18 protein-coding genes are annotated in these 16,853 nt (G+C 69.6%); 11 read left to right on the top strand and 7 right to left on the bottom strand.

The features are described from left to right. Positions 1-4 precede the first annotated feature (4 nt). Entirely contained in the window at positions 5-691 is a 687-nt protein-coding gene (hda, locus tag AB4Z46_RS02215; protein ID WP_442281833.1) for a DnaA regulatory inactivator Hda, read from the bottom strand. A gap of 203 nt (positions 692-894) precedes the next feature. On the opposite strand from hda, the gene purM reads away from it, so the two are divergent. The 4 genes from purM to AB4Z46_RS02235 all read left to right on the top strand — a co-directional run bounded on the left by purM (position 895) and on the right by AB4Z46_RS02235 (position 4,689). Continuing rightward, entirely contained in the window at positions 895-1,935 is a 1,041-nt protein-coding gene (gene purM, locus AB4Z46_RS02220; protein ID WP_442281834.1) for a phosphoribosylformylglycinamidine cyclo-ligase, read from the top strand. A 13-nt stretch (positions 1,936-1,948) separates the two neighbouring features. After that, the gene (locus tag AB4Z46_RS02225) at positions 1,949-3,007 is read left to right on the top strand and encodes an AI-2E family transporter (RefSeq protein WP_442281835.1); all 1,059 of its coding nucleotides are present in this window, start codon (positions 1,949-1,951) and stop codon (positions 3,005-3,007) included. 112 nt (positions 3,008-3,119) lie between these two features. Next, positions 3,120-3,686 (top strand): cysteine hydrolase family protein, encoded by a 567-nt coding sequence (locus tag AB4Z46_RS02230; RefSeq protein WP_442281836.1) that lies wholly within the window; start codon positions 3,120-3,122, stop codon positions 3,684-3,686. Positions 3,687-3,708: 22 nt separating this feature from the next. Beyond that, positions 3,709-4,689, top strand: a complete 981-nt coding sequence (locus AB4Z46_RS02235) for a GlxA family transcriptional regulator (RefSeq protein WP_442281837.1) — start codon at positions 3,709-3,711, stop codon at positions 4,687-4,689. A gap of 124 nt (positions 4,690-4,813) precedes the next feature. Here AB4Z46_RS02235 and AB4Z46_RS02240 read toward each other — a convergent pair whose 3' ends face one another. From AB4Z46_RS02240 to murJ, 3 genes are read right to left on the bottom strand one after another with little or no spacing between them, the layout of a single operon-like run. Further along, the gene (locus AB4Z46_RS02240) at positions 4,814-5,233 is read right to left on the bottom strand and encodes a bleomycin resistance protein (RefSeq protein WP_442281838.1); all 420 of its coding nucleotides are present in this window, start codon (positions 5,231-5,233) and stop codon (positions 4,814-4,816) included. Continuing rightward, on the bottom strand, positions 5,233-6,084 hold the full coding sequence (locus tag AB4Z46_RS02245; protein ID WP_442281839.1) for a SirB1 family protein: 852 nt from the start codon (positions 6,082-6,084) through the stop codon (positions 5,233-5,235). Before AB4Z46_RS02245 ends, AB4Z46_RS02240 begins: the two co-directional genes overlap by 1 nt. Positions 6,085-6,142: 58 nt before the next feature. Next, positions 6,143-7,708, bottom strand: coding sequence for a murein biosynthesis integral membrane protein MurJ (gene murJ / locus AB4Z46_RS02250; RefSeq protein WP_442281840.1), 1,566 nt, complete (start codon positions 7,706-7,708; stop codon positions 6,143-6,145). Between the two features lie 118 nt (positions 7,709-7,826). On the opposite strand from murJ, the gene rpsT reads away from it, so the two are divergent. After that, positions 7,827-8,141, top strand: coding sequence for a 30S ribosomal protein S20 (gene rpsT, locus AB4Z46_RS02255; RefSeq protein WP_442281841.1), 315 nt, complete (start codon positions 7,827-7,829; stop codon positions 8,139-8,141). Positions 8,142-8,260: 119 nt separating this feature from the next. Here rpsT and AB4Z46_RS02260 read toward each other — a convergent pair whose 3' ends face one another. After that, entirely contained in the window at positions 8,261-8,602 is a 342-nt protein-coding gene (locus AB4Z46_RS02260; RefSeq protein ID WP_442281885.1) for a DUF3579 domain-containing protein, read from the bottom strand. A 163-nt stretch (positions 8,603-8,765) separates the two neighbouring features. Here AB4Z46_RS02260 and AB4Z46_RS02265 point away from each other — a divergent pair, with 163 nt between their 5' ends. The 6 genes from AB4Z46_RS02265 (at position 8,766) to AB4Z46_RS02290 (ending at position 15,306) form a co-directional block, all read left to right on the top strand. Continuing rightward, entirely contained in the window at positions 8,766-9,971 is a 1,206-nt protein-coding gene (locus AB4Z46_RS02265; protein ID WP_442281842.1) for an aspartate aminotransferase family protein, read from the top strand. Next, positions 9,968-10,894: an ornithine carbamoyltransferase gene (gene argF, locus AB4Z46_RS02270; protein ID WP_442281843.1), complete on the top strand. Its 927-nt coding sequence runs from the start codon at positions 9,968-9,970 to the stop codon at positions 10,892-10,894. Before AB4Z46_RS02265 ends, argF begins: the two co-directional genes overlap by 4 nt. 331 nt (positions 10,895-11,225) lie before the next feature. After that, the gene (gene kynB / locus AB4Z46_RS02275) at positions 11,226-11,870 is read left to right on the top strand and encodes an arylformamidase (protein WP_442281844.1); all 645 of its coding nucleotides are present in this window, start codon (positions 11,226-11,228) and stop codon (positions 11,868-11,870) included. Then, positions 11,867-13,162: a kynureninase gene (gene kynU, locus AB4Z46_RS02280; RefSeq protein WP_442281845.1), complete on the top strand. Its 1,296-nt coding sequence runs from the start codon at positions 11,867-11,869 to the stop codon at positions 13,160-13,162. Before kynB ends, kynU begins: the two co-directional genes overlap by 4 nt. A gap of 8 nt (positions 13,163-13,170) precedes the next feature. Continuing rightward, positions 13,171-14,007: a tryptophan 2,3-dioxygenase gene (gene kynA / locus AB4Z46_RS02285; RefSeq protein ID WP_442281846.1), complete on the top strand. Its 837-nt coding sequence runs from the start codon at positions 13,171-13,173 to the stop codon at positions 14,005-14,007. 48 nt (positions 14,008-14,055) lie between these two features. Then, complete coding sequence (locus AB4Z46_RS02290) at positions 14,056-15,306, top strand: SMI1/KNR4 family protein (protein ID WP_442281847.1); 1,251 nt, start codon at positions 14,056-14,058, stop codon at positions 15,304-15,306. A gap of 7 nt (positions 15,307-15,313) precedes the next feature. On the opposite strand, the gene AB4Z46_RS02295 is transcribed toward AB4Z46_RS02290, so the two are convergent. Next, a complete protein-coding gene (locus AB4Z46_RS02295) occupies positions 15,314-16,492 on the bottom strand; it encodes an FAD-dependent monooxygenase (RefSeq protein ID WP_442281848.1) in 1,179 nt (392 codons plus the stop codon). Between the two features lie 11 nt (positions 16,493-16,503). Further along, positions 16,504-16,776 carry a DUF6587 family protein gene (locus tag AB4Z46_RS02300; protein ID WP_442281849.1) on the bottom strand — a complete coding sequence of 91 codons (273 nt, stop codon included), beginning with the start codon at positions 16,774-16,776 and terminating at the stop codon, positions 16,504-16,506. Positions 16,777-16,853 lie beyond the last annotated feature (77 nt).

The raw sequence follows: 16,853 nt of genomic DNA on the forward strand, positions 1-16,853 counted from the left end.
GGCCCTATTCGTTTTCGAGCATCGACCGGATCAGCGGGATCGTGATCGCGCGCTGGGTCTGCAAGGCGTAGCCGTCGAGCTGCGCGAGCAGCTCCATCAGGCTGCCGAGGTCGCGGCTGAAGCGGTGCAGCATGTAGTCGAGCACCTCGTCCGACAGCATCACGCCACGATCGTCGGCCGCCTGACGCAGCACCGCGCGCCGTTCGGCCTCGCTCAACACCTGCAAGTGGAACACATGGCCCCAGCCCAGGCGCGTGCGCAGGTCCTCGCGCAGCGGCAGGTCGGCCGGCGGCAGCGCACCCGCCGCCACCACGCCGCACCGCAGGCTCTGCGCATTGACGAACCAGTTGAAGGCCGCGTGCTGCTGGACCGCGGAGTAGAGATGGACGTCGTCGAGCAGCACCGCGCCCCAGCGCTCATCGAACTCGGGCGGGTTCATCGCTCCCGGGTCCAGCCAGCCGACGCTGGCGCCCTGCTCGCGCAGCGCGCCGCGCACGGCCTCCAGCAGGTGGGTCTTGCCGCTGCCGCCCTCGCCCCAGAGGTAGGTCGGCACCGGCGAATGGAGCGTGGGCGCGCGCGCATCGCCGACCCACAGCTGCAGGTGGCGCAGGGCCGGCTCGTTCGGGCCGGCGAAGAAGCCCGCGAGGGTCGGGCCGGTCGCGATGCCGATATCGAGCGCGAGCTGCTTCATGCCGTGGCCGCCGAGGGCGGCATGGATGGCGCGGACGACGCAATGGAAGGGTTCATGGAGAATTGGCGCAGGACACGAAGTGGCAAGCGGGGGGAGGGTCGACCAGGACCCTTAAAATCGTGGCGAATTCTATCGGCCCGCCCAGATCGGTCGCCGGCCTCATTGTCCTCTCCTTCCGCCCTCCCCCTCCAGCCCGGCCCGCCATGAACTCCAACACCACCTCCCCGCTCAGCTACAAGGACGCCGGCGTCGACATCGATGCCGGCGATGCGCTGGTCGACCGCATCAAGCCGCTGGCCAGGAAGACGATGCGCGAGGGCGTCCTGGCCGGCATCGGCGGCTTCGGCGCCCTGTTCGAGGTGCCCAAGCGCTACAAGGAGCCGGTGCTGGTGAGCGGCACCGACGGGGTGGGCACCAAGCTCAAGCTGGCCTTCGAATGGAACATGCACGACACCGTCGGCATCGACCTGGTGGCGATGAGCGTCAACGACGTGCTGGTGCAGGGCGCCGAGCCGCTCTTCTTTCTCGACTACTTCGCCTGCGGCAAGCTCGATGTCGACACCGCCGCGGCGGTGGTCGGCGGCATCGCCCGGGGCTGCGAACTGAGCGGCTGCGCGCTGATCGGCGGCGAGACGGCCGAAATGCCCGGCATGTACCCGGCCGGCGAATACGACCTCGCCGGCTTCGCGGTCGGCGCAGTCGAGAAATCCCTGATCCTGACCGGCAAGGACGTCAAGCCAGGAGACGTGGTGCTGGGCCTGGCCTCGTCGGGCGTTCATTCCAACGGCTTCAGCCTGGTGCGCAAGGTGATCGACCGCGCCGCCGGCGCCCTGCCCGCGACGCTGGACGGCCAACCCTTCCGCGACGCCGTGATGGCGCCGACCCGGCTCTACGTGAAGCCGGTGCTGGCGGCGCTGGCCCAGCACCCGATCAAGGCGCTGGCCCACATCACGGGCGGCGGCCTGCTCGAGAACATCCCGCGCGTGCTGCCCGAAGGCACGGCGGCCCTCCTGCGCAAAGGCAGCTGGCCGCAGACCGAACTGTTCGCCTGGCTGCAGAAGGTGGCCGGCATCGACGACATCGAGATGAACCGGACCTTCAACAACGGCATCGGGATGGTGGTCGTGATCGACGCGGCCGAAGCCGCCGCCTGCGCGGCCACGCTGCGGGCCGCCGGCGAGACGGTGCACGAGATCGGGGTCATCGCCGAGCGCGGCACCGGCGCGGCCGTGGTCGTCGGCTGAAGCGCCCCGCCGCGTGAGCGACCCCACTGCTGCCTCTTCGCGTTCCGTGGTCACGGCGAGCTACCTGCTCATCGCCGCGGCTTTGCTGCTCATCATGTGGCAGGGTCTGCTGCCGGGCCTGCTGTGCGTGTGCATCGGCTTCCTCGGCACGCGCTGGCTGGTGCGCGCGCTCGACGTCGGCCTGCGCCGGCGCGAGAAGGTCAGCGCCAACGACCCGACCTGGAGCGCGGCGCCGCCGCTGCCCCGCGTGGTCGCCGCGACGCTGGTGATGCTGGCGCCGATCGGCCTGCTGATCCTGGGATTCTCCGAGGCGCGCGAGTTCGTGCTCAACGCCCCCGAACAGTACAAGGAACTGCTCGACTACATCGCGCGCACGGTGCTGGAACTGCGGCTCAAGCTGCCGCCGGACATCGGCGCCTACCTGCCCGAAGGCTCGGCGGAAGTGCAGCGCGTCGTCGCCGGCTACCTGCGCGGGCAGGCCGGCTCGCTGGCACTGACCGGCCGCGCCTGGCTCGGCGGGCTGCTGTTCGCCTATGTCGGCCTGATCGTCGGGGCGCTGGCGGCGGTCGCCATCCGCCCGCCCGCCCGCCGGCCGCTCGCGCGCGAGCTGAGGGCGCGCATCGTGCTGTTCGGCGAAGCCTTCGGCCAGATCGTGGCCGCGCAGTTCTGGATCGCGGCCTTCAACACCTTCCTGACCGCCATCTTCCTGCTGTTCCTGCTGCCGATGTGGCAGATGGAGCTGCCCTACACGCCGGCCCTGATCACCCTGACCTTCGTCGCCGGACTGGTGCCGATCGTGGGCAACCTGATCTGCAACGCGGTCATCACGCTGGTGGGCCTGTCGGTCTCGCCGATCACGGCACTGGCCTGCCTGGCCTTCCTGGTCCTGATCCACAAGGCCGAGTACCTGATCAATGCCAAGGTGGTGGGCAGCCGCACCCAGATGGCGGTGTGGGAACTGCTGGCCGTGATGTTCGTGGCCGAGGCGGTGTTCGGCCCGGCCGGGCTGGTGGCGGCGCCGCTGTTCTACGCCTATCTCAAGAAAGAGCTGAAGGCGGCGGCGCTGGTCTAGCGACGCCCGATGTCCGGAATTGATCGATTCCGGTCCGCGACGGCCCGGACGATGCGCCGGTGACACTCGAAAATTGGGTGCATCATCCACTTCTCTTCCGGAGATTGCCCCCATGTCCAGCTGTCTGATAGTGATCGATGTCCAGGAGTCGTTCCGCCGCCGCCCCTACTTCGACGAGCGCGGCCTGCCGGCCTACCTGGCAGCCCAGAACGCGCTGATCGAGGGCTTCGCTGCAGCCGGTGCGCCGATCGTCCGGATCTTCCACAGCGACGGGCCCGCCGTCGCGAGCAACGCCTTCGCGGTCGAATCGGGCCACGTCCGCCCGCTCGAAGGGCTGGCGCCATTCGAAGCCGCCGCCACCTTCACCAAGCGACGCCACAGCGCGCTGGTGGGCACCGGCCTTGACGTCTGGCTGACCCAGAACCGCATCGACCGGCTGGTGGTCAGCGGCATCCGCACCGAGCAGTGCTGCGAGACCACCGCGCGTCATGCGTCCGACCTGGGCTGGCAGGTCGACTACGTGACCGACGCCACGCTGACCTTCGACATGGTTCAGCCCGACGGCCGGCCCCTCGCGGCGGCCGACATCCAGGCGCGCACGGCGACGGTGCTCGATGGCCGCTTCGCGAAGGTGTGCGGCGTGAGCGAGGCGCTCGAGCGGCTCTCGGCATCGGCCTGAGCCGACACCCGGCCGATTCCGCATGGACGAGCGCCCAGGTCCGATCCGGGTCGTCTTCGCGCTGCTGCCGCACAGCCTGGTGCTCGACTGGGCCGGCCCGGCGGAGGCGCTGCGCATCGCCAACCAGTTGCGCATCGCGGCCGGCCTGCCGCCGCGCTTCGAACTGGTGTTCGCGAGTCCCGAGCCGGAGTCGGCCAGCTCGGTCGGCGTCAGGCTCGCGGGCCTGCAGCCGCTGCCTTCGGACTGGGCGGCGCCGACCTGGGTGGTGCTGGTCGGCCTGCCGGGCGACGCCATCGAGGTCGACAACGCGCCGGCACGGGCGCTGCTGCACTGGCTGCGCGGCCTGCGGCTCGAGGCCGGCCGACTCGAACTGGTCACGGTCTGCGCCGGCACGCTGCTCGCGGCCCATGCCGGCCTGCTCGCGGGCCGCCGCGCCACCACGCACCACCACCACCTGGACGAATTGCAAAAAGTCGAGCCGCGCTGCGACGTGGTCGCCAACCGGGTCTTCGTGCTCGACGCCCCGCTCTACAGCAGCGCCGGCGTAACCACCGGCATCGACCTGATGCTGCACCGCATCGGCCAGGCCTGCGGTGAATCGCTGGCGGCGCGCGTCGCCCAGACCATGGTGGTCGCGATGCGGCGCGGCCCGCAGGACCCCGAGCTTTCGCCCTTCCTGGCCTACCGCAACCACCTGCATGCAGCGCTGCACCGGGTGCAGGACGCGGTCAGCGAACGACCCCAGGCCGACTGGACCGTGCCGCGCATGGCCGAAGTGGCGCACACCTCGCCGCGGCACCTGACGCGCCTCTTCGACGAACATGCAGGCGTGGCGCCGCTGACCTACCTGCGCCGGCTGCGGCTCGCCACGGCACAGCTGGCGCTGCAATCTGGCGCCAACGTCACGCGCGCGGCAGAACTGTCAGGGTTCGGCTCCGACACGCAATTGCGCCGCGCCTGGCATCAGTTCGGATTGGCCGGCTCACCCTCAGCGCCAACCTGAACCCGGCCGGCGCAGCCAGGCCCCTTCGCGGAACACCGCGGAACCGGCTCCGCCGGGCCGCCGGTGTTGCCCCCGGCAGGGGGTGGGCGCCCCGACACGAAGTGCGGGGCAACCTGGGGGCGAGCTAAAGATATCCGCAGAAGCGCAACACATGACCGTCGGGTTCGCGGATCGCGAATTCGCGCAGGCCCCAGGGCTGCGAGGTCGGTGGCTCGACCACCTGGACGCCGCGCTTCAGGTACGCCGCGTGCAGGCCGTCCACGTCGCGCCCGACGTGGATCACGATCTCGCCGCGCCACGGGCTGGCCTCGCGCCGGCCGCATTGCCAGAGGCGAAGGTAGACCGGATCGCCATAGCTTCGATCGCCCTTCTTCACGCGCGCATAGCTCGGCGGCTCGCCGGCGATGAAGTCGAGCTCGAAGCCCAGGACGTCGCAGAAATAGCGCGCCGCCCGCGCCGCATCGGCCACCGGCAGCACGGGCTGCACGCCGTGGAACTCGTGCAGTGTGCCCAGATCCGCGACGGGCGCCCTGACCGGCTCCATCAGTACTCCGCGCGACGCAGCGCAGCGACCTTTTCGGCGATCGCATCGAGATCGAGCGCGTCCTCGGCATGCGCGAGGTAGGTCTCGAGGTCGCGCACCGCGAGTGCGGGGTTGCCCTGCTCGGCATGCGCCAGGCCGCGGTCGCGGTGCTCGCCCCAGGCCTCGGGCAGGAGCGCGATCAGACGGTCCTGCACCGCGATCGCGCGCTGCCAGTCTTCCTGGGCGCGATGGATCTCCTTCAGGTTGCGCAGCATCCGCCCGATGATCTCGCGCGGCGTCGCCGGCTGCAGGTACAGGCCCAGCGGCACGTCGAAATCGCCGACCAGGCCATTGCTGCGCTTGTAGGGCTCGAGCCGCTCGCTGAGCTCTTCGCGCGACAGCGACTTGCCGGTGAAGGGATCGATCACCACCTGCCCCTTGGGCAGCGTGACCTTGAGCATGAAATGGCCCGGGAAGCCGACGCCGCGCGCCTGCAGGCCCAGCCCCTGCGCCAGTTCCATCCACAGCACCGCGAGCGAGATCGGGATGCCGCGCCGCGTGCGCAGCACCGCGTTGAGGTAGCTGTTGTCGGGGTCGTAGTAGTCGTTGACGTTGCCGCCGAAGCTCAGGTCATGGAAGAAGAACTGGTTCAGCGAGCGCAGGCGGTGCAGCGGCGCGGCATCGGCCGGCAGGCGTCGCTTGAGGCGCGCCAGCAGCTGGTCGACATCGCCCAGCACCTGCTGGACGTCCAGCTCGGGATATTCGTCCTGCGCCAGGCTGGCGGCCGCCTCGAGCAGCGGGAACTGCTCGTCGCTCTTCACGAGCGAATCGAAGTATTCGAGAGCGGTGGGCGTCGAGAAGCTGAACGTCATGTGGCTTTGTAGAGGAGCGGGCGGAGACCGTCAAGGCGGCGGCGGAGATGGGCGTCGATCAGCGGCGCACCAGACTGCGCAGCTTGACGCCGGTCATCGCCAGCACCGCGAAATAGAGCAGCGCCGCGCCGGAAATGAGCGCCGCCAGCAGGCCGACGCGGTACAGGCGCTGGGACTGCAGGCCGATCCAGTCGAAATGGCCATTGCCCCAGACCAGCAGCGCGCCGAGCGCCACGGTGGCGAGCAGCACCTGGAGCACGAATTTGCCCCAGCCCGGCTCGGGCTGGTAGCTGCCGCGGCGGATCAGCCCGACCAGCAGCCAGATCGCATTGACCAGCGCGCCGATGCTGATCGTGAGCGTCAGCGCCGCATGCTGCATCAGCGGCACCAGGAAGACGTTGAGCAGCTGCGTCAGCACCAGCACCCCGACCGCGATCAGCATCGGCGTGCGCGTGTCCTGCTTCGCGTAGTAGCCGGGCGCCAGCACCTTGATCGCCACCAGGCCGACCAGGCCAACGCCGTAGCCCATCAGCGCCACGCTGGTGCGCTGCACGTGGAGCGCGGTGAATTCGCCGTTGTGGAACAGCACCGCGACCAGCGGGCGCGAAAAGACCAGCAGCGCCAGCGCGCAGGGCACCGACAGCAGCACCACCAGGCGCAGCCCCCAGTCCAGCATCGCCGAGTAGCGCGCATCGTCCTTGGCCGCGCGCGCGCCGGCCAGTTGCGGCATCAGCACCACGCCGAGCGCCACGCCGAGCATGGCGGTCGGGAACTCCATCAGGCGGTCGGCGTTGGTGATCCAGCTGACGCTGCCGGTCGCCAGGTGGGAAGCGATCTGGGTGTTGATCAGCAGCGAGATCTGCGCCACGCTGACGCCGATCAGCGCCGGCAGCATCAGCCGCATCACGCGGCGGGTCGTCGGGTCGGTCCAGGCGGCTCGCAGCGCGCCGAAGCTGGCGCCGATGCGCGGCAGCATGCCCAGGCCGCGCAGGGCCGGAATCTGGATCGCCAGCTGCAGCACGCCGCCCACCATCACGCCCACGCACTGGGCGTAGATCGGCTCGATGCCGAAGCGCCTGAAGAGCGGCGCGCCGAGCACGATCGCCGCGATCAGCGCCAGGTTCAGCAGCACCGGCGAGGCCGCCGGCACCGCGAACTTGCGCCAGGTGTTGAGGACGCCGCCGGCCAGCGCCACCAGCGACATGAAGCCGATGTAGGGGAACATCCAGCGCGTCATGACCACCGCGGCGTCGAAGCCCTGCGGGTTCTGCTTCAGGCCGCTGGCCATGGCCCAGACCATCAGCGGCGCCCCGATGACGCCGAGCGCGCAGACGACCACCAGGGTCCACGTCAGCAGCGTCGCCACGTGGTCGACCAGCGCCTTGGCGCCGGCGTCGCCGTGCTCGGTCCTGGAGGCCGCCAGGACGGGAACGAAGGCCTGGCTGAAGGCCCCCTCGCCGAAAACACGCCGGAACAGGTTCGGGATGCGAAACGCGACGTAGAAGGCGTCGGTCATCGCGCTGACGCCGAACACCGAGGTCATGAGCACGTCGCGGATCAGGCCGGTCACCCGGGAGGCGAGCGTCAGCAGCGAGACGGTGGAGGCGGATTTGAACAGGGACACGGGGGAGAAGTGTATGTGCCCGCGCGTGCTCTCCAGGCTCCCGCTGGCACCCTGGCCCATCTCGCCTATAATGGAGGGCTTTGCTGCATCATCCCCAAACCCTCAAGGAACACTGAATATGGCATCCGCCAAGCCCAAGAAGAAGAACCCGCGCCTCGCGTCGGGCCGTAAACGCGTCCGCCAGGACGTCAAGCTCAACGCCGCGAACACCTCGCTGCGCTCCAAATACCGCACCGCCGTGAAGAATGTCGAGAAGGCCGTGCTGGCCGGCGACAAGACCAAGGCGGCAGAAGCCTTCGCGAAGGCCCAGAGCATCGTCGACACCGTCGCCGACAAGGGCATCTTCCACAAGAACAAGGCCGCTCGCGACAAGAGCCGCCTGTCGGCCAAGGTCAAGAACCTGGCCCTCGCCCCTGAAAAGGCCGCCGCCTGACGCTATCAGGCAAACAGCCCGGATTGGTTTTCCAGTCCGCCGTTTGATCGGGGTGCGCTGCAGCAAAGTGAAAAACCGCCTTCGGGCGGTTTTTTCATGGGCGATCGTTCGAAGAACCGCTATTTCTTGTCGGCCGTGGGCGCGGCCACCGGCGCCGCATCCGGAACCAGGCAGGCCTCCGCCACCTGCAGACCGTTGTCCTTGGCGAAGTTGAGGCAGAAATCCCAGGCCATCGGCTCGGCATTGCGCAGTTCGCTGTTCACCACCACGCATTTGATGCCGTTGATGACCGTCGGCACGCACCAGGGCGAATAGTTCAGGTGGCTGCCCGGCTGGGGCCCGCCGGGCCGGAACGAGCACATCACGCCCGCCAGCCGTTCTGCCCAGTCGCTGGGGCGAAATGTCCGACCATCCTGGGTGATGCCCTGGATGAAAACTTCTTTGGCGGAGGGAGAAACCATCGGTTGGCGTGAGGGAATGCGGGCGCCATTGCTGCGCCGCACAACGATTCTATCCGGGGGTCCCGAGGGCGACACGCGCGGGGGCATTGCTCTGATGCGCAATCCTCAATGAAGCAGTCGGAGCGGACGCCTAGAATCCGCGTTCCCTTTTCCGGAGATCCGCATGAGCGCCACTGCTGCCCCCTCGTCGCCCCACGTCATGAACACCTACGGTCGCCTGCCGATCGCACTGTCGCACGGCCAGGGCTGCCGAGTCTGGGACACCAACGGCCGCGCCTACCTCGACGGTCTCGGCGGCATCGCGGTCAACACGCTGGGCCACAACCACCCGGAGCTGGTGCCGGCGCTGCAGGACCAGATCGCCAAGCTGATCCACAGCTCGAACTACTACCACGTGCCCGGCCAGGAACAGCTGGCGACCAAGCTGACCGAGCTGTCGGGCCTGACCAACGCCTTCTTCTGCAGTACCGGCCTGGAGGCCAACGAGGCGGCGCTCAAGCTGGCGCGCAAGTTCGGCCATGACAAGGGCATCGAACGGCCCGAGATCGTGGTCTACGAGGCCGCATTCCATGGCCGCAGCATCGCCACGCTGTCGGCGACCGGCAATCCCAAGGTGCAGGCAGGCTTCGGTCCGCTGGTCGAAGGCTTCATCCGGGTGCCGCTGAACGACATCGACGCATTGAAGAAGGCCACCGAAGGCAACCCGAACGTGGTCGCCGTGTTCTTCGAGACCATTCAGGGCGAAGGCGGCATCCACCCCATGCGCTGGGAATACCTGCGGCAGGTCCGCCAGCTCTGCGACGAGCGCGACTGGCTCATGATGATCGACGAAGTGCAGTGCGGCATGGGCCGCACCGGCAAGTGGTTCGCGCACCAGTGGGCGGGCATCTTGCCGGACGTGATGCCGCTGGCCAAAGGCCTGGGCTCGGGCGTGCCGATCGGCGCCGTGGTCGCCGGACCGCGCGCCGCCAACATCTTCGGCCCGGGCAACCACGGCACGACCTTCGGCGGCAACCCGCTGGCGATGCGCGCCGGCATCGAGACCATCCGCATCATGGAAGAGCAGAAACTGCTCGAGAACGCGGCCAGCGTCGGCAGCCACCTGAAGGCGGCGCTCGAGCGTGAGCTCGGCGGCCTCGCGGGCGTGAAGGAGATCCGCGGCCAGGGCCTGATGCTCGGCATCGAGCTCGACCGTCCCTGCGGCGTGATCCTGGGCCGCGCGTGCGACGCCGGCCTGCTGCTGAGCGTGACCGCCGACAGCGTGATTCGCCTGGTGCCGCCGCTGATTCTCAGCATCGCCGAAGCCGACGAGATCGTTGCCATCCTGGCGCCGATCGTGAAGGCCTTTCTCGCGGAGCCTCAACCATGACCGATCCACTTGCCGTCCGGCACTACCTGCAGTTCTCCGACTTCAGCGCCGACGAGTACGCGCACCTGTTCGCGCGGGCGGCGCTGATCAAGAAGAAGTTCAAGGCCTACGAAAGGCACCAGCCGCTGGTCGACCGCACGTTGGCCATGATCTTCGAGAAGGCCTCGACCCGCACCCGCGTGAGCTTCGAGGCCGGCATGTACCAGCTCGGCGGCAGCGTGGTGCACCTGACCACCGGCGACAGCCAGCTCGGCCGCGCCGAGCCGATCGAGGACAGCGCCAAGGTCATCAGCCGGATGGTCGACCTGGTCATGATCCGCACCTACGAGCAGACCAAGATCGAGGCCTTCGCCGCGCACTCGCGGGTGCCGGTCATCAACGGCCTGACCAACGAATTCCACCCGTGCCAGATCCTGGCCGACCTCTTCACCTTCATCGAGCACCGCGGCTCGATCGCGGGCAAGACCGTGGCCTGGGTCGGCGACGGCAACAACATGGCCAACACCTGGCTGCAGGCCAGCGAGATTCTCGGCTTCAAGGTGCACGTGAGCACGCCCAGCGGCTATGAAGTCGACCAGTCGATCGCCGGCCTGCGCTCGGGCGACAGCTATCGGGTCTTCAAGGATCCGATGGAGGCCTGCCGTGGCGCCGACCTCGTGACCACCGACGTCTGGACCAGCATGGGCTACGAGGCCGAGAACGATGCCCGCCGCACCGCCTTCGCCGACTGGTGCGTCGACACCGAGATGATGCGCGCGGCCCAGCCCGACGCCCTCTTCATGCACTGCCTGCCCGCGCACCGGGGCGAGGAAGTCGAGGCCGACGTCATCGACGGCCCGCAATCGGTGGTCTGGGACGAGGCCGAGAACCGGATGCACGTGCAGAAGGCGTTGATGGAATTCCTGCTCCTTGGCAGGATCTAGCTCGCCCCCAGGTTGGGCTCACTTCGTGTAGCCCGCCCACCCCCTACCGGGGGCAACACCAGCGGCCCGGCGAAGCCGGTTCCGCGGTGTTTCACCAACGGGCCTGGCTGCGCCGGCCAAGGAAAGAGGGGCGCGGTGCCTTTGTCGTCGGCTGCGCGCAGCGCGCCTGTTCGTGGGCAGTCGCGGAACCGGCTTTGCCGGGCCGCTGACTGCGCCCCCGGCAGGGGGTGGGCGTCCCGACACGAAGTGCGGGACAACCTGGGGGCGAGCAATATCCCTTTGTTGGAAATAACCGACACCACGACCCCCTGCGTGGCGCTAACTTTGCGCCATGACTCTACGACTCTGGGACATCTCGCCACCGGTGCATGAAGGCGCGCCGGTCTTCCCCGGCGACACGCCCTACCGCCAGCGCTGGGCGGCGACGATCTCGCCCGGCTGCCCGGTCAATGTCAGCGAGATCAGCCTGTCGCCGCACGTCGGCGCGCATGCCGACGCACCGCTGCACTACGACCCGACGGGCGCCACCATCGGCGAGGTCGACCTCGCGCCCTTTCTCGGCCGCTGCCGCGTGATCCACGCGATCGCGCGCGGGCCGCTGATCGAATGGGACCACCTGGCGCACGCGCTCGCCGACCTGCCGCCGCGCGTGCTCGTGCGCACCTACCAGCGCGCACCGGTCGAGCGCTGGGACGGCGCACTCGCCGCCTACGCGCCCGCCACCATCGAACGCCTCGCGGCACTCGGCGTGAAGCTCGTGGGCATCGACACGGCCAGCATCGACCCGGCCGACAGCAAGACGCTCGACAGCCACCAGGTCATCCGCCGGCTCGGCCTGCGCGTGCTCGAGAACCTCGTGCTCGACGAGGTGCCCGAGGGCGACTACGAACTGATCGCCCTGCCGCTCAAGCTCGTGAGCGCCGATGCCTCCCCGGTGCGCGCGGTGCTGCGCGAACTTCAACCTGGAACGCCATGACACACGACGATTGCCGGCGCCTCGATGCGCAAGACCCCCTGGCGCCGCTGCGCGAGCAATTCCTGCTGCCCGACGGCGTGATCTACCTCGACGGCAACTCGCTGGGCGTGCTGCCGAAGACCGCACCCGGGCGCATCGCCGAGGTGGTCGCGAAGGAATGGGGCGAAGGCCTGATCCGCTCCTGGAACAATGCCGGCTGGTTCGACCTGCCGCAGCGTCTCGGCGACAAGGTCGCGCGCCTGATCGGTGCGGCGCCCGGCGAGGTCGTCTGCACCGACAGCACCTCGATCAACCTCTACAAGGTGCTGTTCGCGGCGCTGAGCCAGGTGCTGCTGACCACGCCGGCCGACCGCAAGCGCCGGGTCGTGCTGAGCGAACGCAGCAACTTCCCGACCGACCTCTACATCGCCGAGTCGATGTGCCGGGAGCGCGGCTTCACGCTCAGGCTGATCGACGCCGGCGAGTTGCCCGGGGCGCTCGACGACGAGGTCGCGGTGCTGATGCTCACGCACGTCAACTACCGCACCGGCGCCATGCACGACATGAAGGCGCTCACCGCCGCCGCCCACGCGGCCGGTGCGCTCACGGTCTGGGACCTCGCGCACAGCGCCGGCGCGGTGCCGGTCGCGCTCAACGACAGCGAGGCCGACTTCGCGATCGGCTGCGGCTACAAGTACCTCAACGGCGGCCCCGGCGCCCCGGCCTTCGTGTGGGTGCACAGGCGCCACGCCGGCCAGTTCGCGCAGCCGCTCTCCGGCTGGTGGGGGCACGCGGCGCCTTTCGAATTCACGCCGCACTACCGCCCGGCGCCCGGCATCGCCCGCTACCTGTGCGGCACGCAGCCGATCATCGCGCTGGCCGGCCTCGAATGCGGCATCGACAGCGTGCTCGCGGCCGAGGCCTTCGACGGCGGCCAAGGCCCGATGGCGGCGCTGCGCAGCAAGTCGCTGGCGCTCACCGATGCCTTCATCGCGCTGGTCGAGCAACGCTGCGCCGGCCGCTTCACCCTGGTGACGCCGCGCGACCATGCGCGGCGCGGCTCCCAGGTGTGCCTGGCCCTGCATGACGGCGGCCCGGGCGCCTACGCGATCGTGCAAGCCCTGATCGCGCGCGGCGTGATCGGCGACTTCCGCGCCGGCGACGCGCAGGTCCCCGACATCCTGCGCTTCGGCTTCACGCCGCTGTACCTCGGTTTCGAGGATGTATGGAACGCGGTCGAGCATCTGGTTCAAGTGCTCGACCGCGAAGAATGGAAACGACCCGAGTTCAACCAGAAACTCGCGGTCACTTGAGGAAATTTATGAGTACGGAACAGATCGTCCACGAAGAAAAGGCCAAGCTCGACTTCAGCGCCTCGATGAGCTACAGCGACTACCTGAGTCTCGACCAGGTCCTGAACGCGCAGCATCCGCGCTCGCCGGCGCACGACGAATTGCTCTTCATCGTGCAGCACCAGACCAGCGAGCTCTGGATGAAGCTGATGCTGCACGAGCTGCGTGCCGCGATCCGCAGCATTGCGCAGGACGACCTGTCGAGCGCCTTCAAGATGCTGGCGCGGGTCTCGCGCATCATGGAGCAGCTGGTGCACGCCTGGGATGTGCTGGCCACCATGACGCCGCCCGAATACAGCGCGATGCGCCCCTACCTCGGCAGCTCGAGCGGCTTCCAGAGCTGGCAGTACCGCTGCATCGAATTCGCGCTGGGCAACAAGAATGCCGCCATGCTCAAGCCGCATTCGCACCGGCCCGAACTGCTGGCCGAGGTCGAGGCGGCCTGGCGCGCGCCCTCCCTCTACGACGAGGCGCTGCGCCTGCTGGCGCGCCGCGGGCTCGAGGTGCCGGCCGACCACCTGGAGCGCGACTGGACGAAGCCCTACGAGTCCAGCGACATCGTCGAGCAGGCCTGGCTGGTGGCCTACCGCGAGCCCAAGAAGCACTGGGACCTCTACCAGCTCGGCGAGGAACTCACCGACCTCGAGGACGCCTTCCGCCTCTGGCGCTTCCGCCACGTGACCACGGTCGAGCGCGTGATCGGCTTCAAGCGTGGCACCGGCGGCACCGGCGGCGTAAGCTATCTGCGCAAGATGCTCGACGTGGTGCTGTTCCCGGAAATCTGGAAGCTCAGAACGGATCTCTAGGCTGCCCCGCGTTGGCCCGCTTCGAATCACGACAAAGAGGAGACGAGGATGGACAACGATTTCTTCGGGGATGAGGAACTCGCGCTGCTGCGCGCCCACGGCATCGCGCTGTTCGCGCGGCGCGTGATCTTCGACGCGCAGCCGCCGATGGCGGAGGCGCAGATCGCCTCGCTGCAGGCCCTGTGCGCGGGGCCGCTGCCGCCCGAACTGCTCGCGCTGTGGCGCTTGACCGCGGGCGGCCGGATCGACTACGACCTCCATCTGCACATGAACGGCAACGAGGAATCGGTGGCCTGGAGCGAACTGTTCTGGAACGGCGGCGATGGCCCGCGCGACCTGCAGGGCTGGATCGATCACGAGCTCGAAGGCGCACGGCAGGCGGTCGATCACGGCGGCGAGCCGTGGGACGGCAAGCTGACCCTGCTGCCTTTCGGCGGCTTGGAGGACTGCGACCGGGTCTACGCCGTGGTCGAGCCCGGCCCGGACTACGGCCATGTGCTGGCGTGGAAGCAGGGCTTGCCGGCCGCCTGGTCGCACGAGATGCACGAGGACGGCATGACCACCATCGCGCACGACCTGTGCGCCGCCTTCGAGGCCCTGCGCCTCGACGAAGACCCGCTGGCGCCGGCGGGCGACTACTTCACCGGGCAGGCGCTGCTCGAATACCTCGACCAGCGGCACCAGGAGCACGACCTGTCGATCGAGCTGATGGACCGGCTGATCGCCTTCTATCGCCGCGCGATGGTCGACTGGCGCTCGCCGCTCGCCGCCGGCACGCTGGGCCAGGACGCGCCGCTGGCGCGCATCGCCTTGCGCCACGCGATCGCCACCGACGACGCCGAGTTGGTCGCCCGGCTGGCGGCGGCCGAGGTGGCGCTCGACGGGCCGCTGCACGGCAGCGCGATCGCAACCGACCTCGCGCTGAGCCACGGCGCCCACGCCGCCGCAGAAGCGCTGGTGCGTGCCGGCGCGCCGGTGGCACGCGATGCGCTCGACTACATCGACAGCGCGGTCTCGCCCGAACTGGTCGAGCTGCTGCTGGCACGCGGCGCCGAACCCAGCGCCACCGCGATCGCGGAGTGCGTGGCCTGCGGTGCGCCGGCCGCCGCACGGCTGATCGCCGGAGCCTACGCGCAATCGCACGGCGACCTGCCCACCGCCTATGCGGCGGTCAGGGATGGCATGCTCGCCGAGCTCGAAGCCTCGCTGGTCGAGGTGCATGCCGGCCGGCTCACGCACTACCTGGGGCCGGTCGGGCTCGCCAAGCGCGTCGACCACCTCCAGAGCTTCAAGTTGTGAGGGCGAGCTAGTGCTCGTATAACCAGGGAACGTCGAGCAAGCGGGCACCGAGCAGCCGCAGAGCCGCGTCGCGACCGACGCGCACCAGCCCGGTGGCATGGAAGATCTCCCCGTTGCGCCGGGCTCGCGCCTGCACCTGGGCATTGCGCTGCCAGCGCTGCGCGGCATAGCGCGCGAACGCGGCCGGCACCGACGCCGCATCGCCGCCATCGAGCGCCTCGGCCAGCGCCACGGCATCCTCGATCGCCATGCCCGCCCCCTGCGCGAGGTACGGCAGCATCGGGTGCGCCGCGTCGCCAACCAACGCCGTGCGCTCGCTCGCCATCTGCAGCGGGCCGGTCAGCGGCGGCCGGTCGTTGAGGGTCCAGGCGCGCCAGGTGGGCACGGCCTCCAGCAGTGCCTGCAGCCCCGCGCTGGTGCGGCCGGTCGCCGCCTGCAAAGCGGCCAGGCTGGAGGATTGGTCCCAGTCGCGCGCATCGCCGGCCGGCGCCGCCTCGGCCAGCACCACCACATTGAGGGCCTCGCCGCGGCGCACCGGATAGGCCACCGCGTGCAGCCGCGGCCCGAGCCAGACCGTGATCTGCGTGCTGCGCAGCGACGCCGGCAAAGCGGACTGGTCGACCAGTGCGCGCCAGGCCGTGTGGCCGGTCGGTCGCGGCGGCGGGCAGTCCGCCAGCAAGCGCGGCCGCACCGTGCTCCAGAGGCCATCGGCGCCGATCAGCGCATCGCCCTCCCAGACGCGATCTTCCGTGCTCGAGACGCAGACCGCGTGATCGTGCGCCACCACCTCGGTCACGCGCGCCGCGGTCGTCAGGGTCACGGCGCCGGTGCCGCGAGCCGCCGCCAGCAGCAGCGCGTGCAGGTCGGCGCGATGGACGCAGAAATAGGGAGCGGCGTAGTTGTGCAGCATCGCGTTGCCGAGCGGCAGGCGGGCGATCTCCCGGTCGTCGGTGGCGCTGCGCACCACCAGCGCCTCGGGTCGCGCGGCGACGCGCACCAGCGCCTCCCAGACGCCGAGCGACTGCAGTCGGCGCGTGACGTTGGGCCCCAGTTGTATGCCGGCGCCCACCTCGCCGAAGGCGACCGCCTGCTCGAGCAGGTCGACGCGATGGCATCGCCGGGCCAGCGCCAGCGCGCTCGCGAGGCCCGCGATACCGCCGCCTGCAATCAGGATGTGGGCCGACATCGCGCGCACTCTCAGTGCGAGCGCGCGGGAGTGGTCTTGCCGGCCGCATCCGGCTTCGCGCCGGTGCCGCAACTGCCGCAGCTGTCGCAGGAACCGCAGCCGGAGGCCTTGCCCAGCGAGGTGGCCAGGCGCTCGGCGCGCTCGGCGTCGACCAGGCCGGCGCGCTGGGTGCCGGCGGCCACCCGGCCGGCCGCCGCACGGCGCCAGCTCCCGGGCATCCAGCGCCAGATCGCATAAAGCGCGGCCAGCGCGACGATCAATCCGACGAGGACTTCTTGCGTCATGTCACACCTCCACCGCGCTGCACGCGCGACCATGGCCGATGGAACCCGCGGTTCCGAGCCTGGAGACACCGGGGAAC

This window comes from Variovorax sp. M-6, from assembly GCF_052114385.1.
Lineage (GTDB): Bacteria > Pseudomonadota > Gammaproteobacteria > Burkholderiales > Burkholderiaceae_C > Variovorax.